Annotated in this window: 7 protein-coding genes and 1 other RNA gene; 5 read left to right on the plus strand and 3 right to left on the minus strand. The window is 47.4% G+C overall.

Annotated elements, in window-relative coordinates; all coding sequences use genetic code 11:
• Window positions 1–146 precede the first annotated feature (146 nt).
• Window positions 147–656, plus strand: a complete 510-nt coding sequence (locus IC21_RS15750; RefSeq protein WP_080588443.1) for a PTS sugar transporter subunit IIA — start codon at window positions 147–149, stop codon at window positions 654–656.
• Window positions 657–755: 99 nt separating this feature from the next.
• Here IC21_RS15750 and IC21_RS15755 read toward each other — a convergent pair whose 3' ends face one another.
• Window positions 756–1,538 (minus strand): thermonuclease family protein, encoded by a 783-nt coding sequence (locus IC21_RS15755; RefSeq protein WP_019721442.1) that lies wholly within the window; start codon window positions 1,536–1,538, stop codon window positions 756–758.
• 488 nt (window positions 1,539–2,026) lie between these two features.
• Here IC21_RS15755 and IC21_RS15765 point away from each other — a divergent pair, with 488 nt between their 5' ends.
• The 4 genes from IC21_RS15765 (at window position 2,027) to IC21_RS15775 (ending at window position 4,452) form a co-directional block, all read left to right on the plus strand.
• Window positions 2,027–2,287, plus strand: a complete 261-nt coding sequence (locus IC21_RS15765; protein ID WP_029143019.1) for a metal-sensitive transcriptional regulator — start codon at window positions 2,027–2,029, stop codon at window positions 2,285–2,287.
• An 85-nt stretch (window positions 2,288–2,372) separates the two neighbouring features.
• Window positions 2,373–2,669: a rhodanese-like domain-containing protein gene (locus IC21_RS15770; RefSeq protein WP_029143018.1), complete on the plus strand. Its 297-nt coding sequence runs from the start codon at window positions 2,373–2,375 to the stop codon at window positions 2,667–2,669.
• Between the two features lie 46 nt (window positions 2,670–2,715).
• Window positions 2,716–2,910, plus strand: a non-coding RNA gene (gene ssrS / locus IC21_RS16575) — 6S RNA.
• A gap of 219 nt (window positions 2,911–3,129) precedes the next feature.
• The gene (locus IC21_RS15775) at window positions 3,130–4,452 is read left to right on the plus strand and encodes a chloride channel protein (protein ID WP_234969648.1); all 1,323 of its coding nucleotides are present in this window, start codon (window positions 3,130–3,132) and stop codon (window positions 4,450–4,452) included.
• 468 nt (window positions 4,453–4,920) lie between these two features.
• Here the strand turns inward: IC21_RS15775 and IC21_RS17065 are convergent, their stop codons facing one another.
• Entirely contained in the window at window positions 4,921–5,082 is a 162-nt protein-coding gene (locus IC21_RS17065; protein WP_013860070.1) for a hypothetical protein, read from the minus strand.
• A gap of 327 nt (window positions 5,083–5,409) precedes the next feature.
• Window positions 5,410–5,517: a YjcZ family sporulation protein gene (locus tag IC21_RS16580; protein ID WP_073193886.1), complete on the minus strand. Its 108-nt coding sequence runs from the start codon at window positions 5,515–5,517 to the stop codon at window positions 5,410–5,412.
• Between the last annotated feature and the right edge of the window lie 557 nt (window positions 5,518–6,074).

Here is a 6,074-nt window from a genome sequence, read left to right on the forward strand (position 1 = left end):
AAGTAAAGCACGGTAGCCGAAAGTGTACAAAAAGAGTGTCTTGGAATACCCGATATTTAAACCTTGTCGAGAAAAACTTGACACATACATTTTCCATGAAAACTGCCGGATTTTTTCATACATGTTAAAATAGAAGGTGTATTTAGTTGAAAACAAGGCAGGTGTCCGTTTTGTTTCCATTTTTCCACCGAAAAAGAAAGGAAGAGCATATTTTTGCGCCAATGGGAGGAGAGGTGACGCCGATTGAGGATGTGCCCGATCCCATCTTTTCCAAAAAAATGATTGGAGACGGCGTGGCAATCAGGCCGTTAGAGGGGCGTGCCGTTTCCCCGTTTGACGGCGAGGTGATCCAAGTATTTCCGACAAAGCATGCAATCGGGTTGCGCGGGGAATCAGGGCTGGAAATTCTGATTCATATCGGACTGGAAACGGCTTCGCTTGAAGGAAAGGGTTTTGAAACGATTGTGCAGGCGGGGGACACAGTTAAAAAAGGCGATCCGTTGATTCGCTTTAATCTGGAATTTATCAAAGCCAATGCAGCGGATACGATTACAGCGATCATCATTACAAACGGAGAGCTTGTAAAATCGCTCGAAAAAAGAACCGGGGTTGAGGCGGTTGCCAGGCAGACGGAAATCATGCGGGCTTGTCTGTGAAACCAAAAAACAGGCTCGAAGCAAGCGGCGGGGAAGGTGGCGCAAGCCGGGGTGCCCTGCGCCGCAAAAAGAAAAAACAGGCTTGTGCAAGCCTGCTTCTTACTTGTATGGTTCGCATGCGTATCCGTCCTTGTCGCCGTCCATATAGGAGCGATAAGCAGGGTTTGAACGCGGCACGCCGTTTGGATATTTTTTGCGCAGTTCTGTACAGTTTTGGAAACCACTGCTCCCGTTGCTGGAACGGCTCTCCCCGCCGGAAGCACTGGATGCGGAACTGCCTTTTTCGCACCCGTTAAAACCGCGGTCTGTTGCATACCCGGGTTGCGACCAGACCCTGAGCTTTTCGTTTTTAGCCCGCTGTTCGGCTTTTTTGAAAGTGCCCAAATATTGATAGGGCGGTTCATACACATAGGCCACGCGCGCGTACCCTTCTTTCAGCAGCTTTTCCTGCACGGACTTGCCGTTTACGAATACATAAGCGAGGAGCCGCCCGTATTTGTCGCGTTTTGCCCCGTGATCAAATTCGATCGTCAGTTTGCCGCTTGAAACGAGCTGCTTGTTCCGGTAATAGGCCGCTTTTGCATACGGCTGTACGCACATACCCGGTTTTTTTGATTCCGGCGTGTCAACGAGCAAATAGCGGACCGTCTCTTCTTTTCCATGATAATAAATTTTAATCGTGTCCCCATCGGTAACACCGGCAAGTTTAACAGCAATTTGCTTGCCTGCCGTTTGCCGGTTTTCTCCCGGCCCGGTATTTGTTTGTTGCGCTGTTTTTGGTTCTGTGCCCGTTTTTGTGCTGTTTTGATGCAGCCCGCACCCTGCAACGGCGAGCATCATAGCCAAAAAGAGCGTGAACCAGCCTGCTGTTTTTGTCTTCATTTCCCCTTCTCCTTGCTTTTAAAAAATGTAGCGCCCTTATTTTACCATTTCAAGCGGGTTTCTTTAAGCAATCCATTTGACAATAATACCACCTGGGGTATATGATGGGGGTTGTAACCGAACTACGGGCAGGAGGTCATCCGTATAAATGTATATTGTTTTGCTCGTTCTTGCGCTCATTCTCACGAAAACCGGCTATACACGTTACGTTCCCGTTCGCGGTACCGTGCGGGCGGATTTAAGAAAAGATGTGATTGAAAATAAAGTGGTGGTCGATGTGAGGGATTACCAGCATGCCGGAAGCGGTACCGGGGATGCCATTGTGATTCCGACGGCTTATTTAAAGCGGTTTTCCGGCGAAATTCCAAAAGGCAGTCTTCACCTCATTGCTTCCAGCCGGCTTGAAGCCAATTTCAGCATCCGTTTATTACGCAGAAAAGGATTTCATATTCATTCTTATACTATCTTGGAACCGGGGAGGGAAAAAGGTGGAATACGATGCGCAAATCAAAAACCGTGTCAAAAGAATCGAAGGGCAATTGCGGGGAGTACTGCGGATGATGGAAGAAAAGGACAACTGCAAAGCGGTCATTGCCCAATTGTCTGCCGCCCGGACGGCAATTGACCGCACGATCGGCGTCATTGTCAGCACCAATCTGGTGGAATGTGTGAAAAATGCCGAACAAAACGGGGAAGACGCGGGAAGCCTTGTAAAAGAAGCGGTCAACCTGCTTGTGAAAAGCCGCTGACATCGGCTTTTCCGCAAAATCATCGCTGGCAAGGACTGCACTTTTCGAAAAAGAGGGGATTTTGTTTTACGAGGGAGGAATTTTGATGAAAGAAATTTCTGCGAAGGAAGTCGAGGAAAAACTGAACAAGGGTGAAAAACTCAATATTATCGATGTGCGCGAAACGGAGGAAGTGGCGGAAGGGAAAATTCCGGGCGCGCTGCATATTCCGCTCGGTTTGCTGGGATTCCGCCTAGAGGATCTTGACCGTTCCAAAGACTATATTGTCGTTTGCCATTCCGGCGGGCGGAGCTATATGGCATGCCAGTTTCTCGAAAGCCAGGGTTTTGATGTCACAAACCTGGAAGGCGGCATGATGGCCTGGACCGGTGAAACGGAATGAAAAATTTTCCTCTTGATCTTGCGGTGCATAAAGCGTAGTATAAGAGTACAAGCTGCGTTGTACGTAATATTAATAAAGTTTTAACCTTTAAAATGTTATAGGGAGTTTAACATTATTGCGGGAATGCCGAGCCTTTTGCCGTTTGGCAGGGAGGATGGCAGGAACGCTTTTGCGGACACCCACTTTGAGGAGTGTGGTTCTAAAACTTTCTTAGTTTAATTACGGCAACTGCGGCACATACATAATCTGTTAAACCCCGTCCTTTTTAGAAGGGCGGGGTTTTCCCATTCAAGAACCGGATATTCCAAGCAAACCGGAGGCATTAGCTGAGCCTGTTATCCTTGCGCCCCGGAGGCAGTGCCCGGTCCATTTTTTTCACGTTTATCTGCGCTCGGTATTACGGGGTGTATAATAAAACTAACAATGTTTTGACATGCAGGAGTGGGAAAACGTGAACCAAATGAAATACATTGAGCCTGCCGTGATGTTTATTACCATGATCGTCTATGTCGCTATAGCCGTACTGATTGGCATTGTGGCCGGAACCACGGTCGGTTTGTTTTTGAAATCTTTAAATTTTTTAAGCGGAAAAACAGGTGCGCTGCCCGTGCCTTATAAGATGCTGCTGCTTCCGGTCGGCGGCCTGTTGAATGGCCTGTTGTTGTATAAAATGAAACCGGGGGCGCCTTCTGCCATTGCTGCTGTGCACTCGGAAGGGGAACCGCCCTTTGACAGAAGCTTCCCGGTCAAGTATCTGGCTGCCCTCATTACACTTGTATCCGGCGGTTCAGCTGGAAAATTCGGGCCGAGCGCCCACTTTGCCGGTTCACTTGCCGCATGGATCGGGAAAATTTTTCATATTCAGCCGTTTCTTCGGGCCCAGCTGATCGTATGCGGAATCAGTGCTGCTTTTGCCAGCCTGTTTGGCGCGCCCGTTGCGGCAGCCGTGTTTGGTTTGGAAGTATTGGCTATCGGGTCAATCCGGCACCAGTTTCTTTTCCCTTCGGCGGTTTCCGGCATAGCCGCTTTTGAAGTCAATAAAAGGCTGTTGCATACGCCTTATGAATATTTCATGATCCATGCCATGCCGTCTTTTTCTGTTCTGCTGCTTTTAAAAGTGGCTGCCCTTGGCATGATTTGCGGTCTGGCTGGATGGCTGTTTGTTGAATCTATTGAGCAGGGGGGCCGCTTATTTTCGGTTGTCCGGGAAAAATTGCATCTTCCTCCCTTCCTGATGCCCTGTGTTGGGGGTATGCTCATTGCTGCCGCATTATTCATTTTTCCCGCCGACTTTTTGGGGCTGAGCTTGCCGCTTTTGGACAAAGCGATGCACGGGGGCCATGTCGGCTTTTTCGCATTTCTGTGGAAAATCCTGTTTGTGGCGGTTACGCTTGGTTCCGGCTTTTACGGAGGAACATTCACCCCACAGCTCGTCATCGGGTCTGCCGCCGGAAATGCATTTGCCGCTTTGCTCGGGATAAATCCTGTATTAGGGGCGGCTGCGGGCATGCTGGCGGTGGTTTCAGCTGCATCCAATACGCCGGTTTCCGCTGTGCTGCTTGGATATGAGCTGTACGGTCATGTTACGGGGATGTATATATTGGCCGCCTGTATCGCTGGGTATTTGATCATCGGGCACCGCAGCGTTTATCGCGACCAGCTTGTGTACGATCCAAAGTCTTTTTGGGTGCAGCTGGAGCCGGGGGTCGAACTGAGGAAAGAATCCATCCGACTTTCAAGCGGCACTGCAAATCAGACAGGACGGTTCCATCTTCCGTGGTAGTGGGAAAAGCCGTTTATGATCAGGCTTATGTTAAGCAATCTTATTAAAAACGCATTGATCTTAGCATAGGGCCGCTCTGCGGAAAGGAAGCTGGTCAAAAGATGCGCCTATCTTAACATAGAGGCGCCTATGTTAAGGAAGCCCGCCAAAAAACGTATCAACTTTAACATAGGGCCGCTCTATATAAAGGAAGCCTGCCAAGTTTTCCGCCTATCTTGACATAGGAGTGTTCTGCACAGAGGAAGCGTACTATATATTTACGCACAGACGCCCTAAGAAAAGAAAGGCCGCTGAAATACGCGTCTTCTTAACAGATTCTGCGTAAAAGAAGCGTGCCAAAATCGCGCCAATCTTAACGTTGGGCAGTTTTGCGTAAAAGAACTTCGCGGACCGGCTGATCTTTTGCAAGAAGCGTTCAAAAAACCGTTGAGAATCGTCTCAACGGTTTTTTGCGGCAGCCTTCTCGCTTTACTCGGTTTCCCCGAGTCCGGTGACTTTGTTCATCACATTTTGAATGGTATCAGCCAGCCCTTCTTCCTCTTCGCTGCCGGCATTTTGCGACTGGACATTTCCTTCGAGCTGGTTATTGTACGAGTAAGTATTGGATTTGTAACTTTTTTCTTCTTCCATTTTTATCACCTCCCAAACATAGGGTGTGTTAATCGGAAGTTTTTTAACCAATTTATGGCTTAACCGGTTTTCTATCCAGCCTATTAAAAATGCGATATAGCGGAACATTTATTCACTAAGTACGCAGACAACGCCATATTGCCCTCATCGGCTCTGCTCCGAATCATTGCACCAACTGCTTTTTATCCTTTTTTGGTGTGCTTTCATCATGGCATGGATCTTTTTGTCAATGACAAAGCAAATAAAAAAGAAGCGTAATGATACGCTTCAAAATGGAGGCTGCCTGAGTGGAGGGGGACTTTTTTCTCTCTAGTTTGCTGATTATGCTTAATATCCGGAGCCACCCATATAAAACGCTCCTACAATAATAAGCAGGATAAAGAGAACGACAATCAGGGCAAAAGATGTGCCCGTGCTGTAACCACCATCTGTCATTGACTTTCACCTCCTTTCCTTAAGATATCTTGTATTTTAAAATATGATGTTTCGAAGAAAGGTGTAAAGGACAAACGTAAAAGGGATGAAGAAAAGGCGAAGTGGCTTTGCTGGCACTACCAAAAATGCCGGCATGGAAAAGGACGATTGTGATAGACCACTTCATTTTTTCTGATCGGTTTCAACATATGCCTGGGAACTGTAACGACATTTGTACGGTTCACTTCCACGAGTGGATGGATGATGGGTTGGAAACGCGGGACAAAACAATTGTGAATTATGTATCTTGGGGTAGCAATTATTGGTCTGCAATACAATTGACACACCTCCTCATCGTAAATTCTCTACATTAAATGAATGAATCACTGGATTGGAATGGACAAACATCTTAATGAAAAAGAAATATACGTTTATGGATGGATGGAAGGACAGAGACAGGGGGCATTCCATCCGGACAAGCAGCAAGAAGTGATGCTAGTATAGTTTCATGGACACCCTTTAGTGAAATATAATATTAACGAAGGGATGTGTCCGGATATGGGTAACACAAGCGAAAA

It is taken from the genome of Heyndrickxia coagulans DSM 1 = ATCC 7050, from assembly GCF_000290615.1.
Classification (GTDB): Bacteria; Bacillota; Bacilli; order Bacillales; family Bacillaceae_C; genus Weizmannia; species Weizmannia coagulans.

Excerpts from the sequence above, each read along its gene's own strand:
- IC21_RS16580 (WP_073193886.1), bottom strand. The coding sequence starts at position 5,517 with ATGACAGATGGTGGTTACAGCACGGGCACATCTTTTGCCCTGATTGTC.
- IC21_RS15755 (WP_019721442.1), bottom strand. The coding sequence starts at position 1,538 with ATGAAGACAAAAACAGCAGGCTGGTTCACGCTCTTTTTGGCTATGATG.
- IC21_RS15770 (WP_029143018.1), top strand. The coding sequence starts at position 2,373 with ATGAAAGAAATTTCTGCGAAGGAAGTCGAGGAAAAACTGAACAAGGGT.
- IC21_RS15775 (WP_234969648.1), top strand. The coding sequence starts at position 3,130 with ATGAAATACATTGAGCCTGCCGTGATGTTTATTACCATGATCGTCTAT.
- IC21_RS17065 (WP_013860070.1), bottom strand. The coding sequence starts at position 5,082 with ATGGAAGAAGAAAAAAGTTACAAATCCAATACTTACTCGTACAATAAC.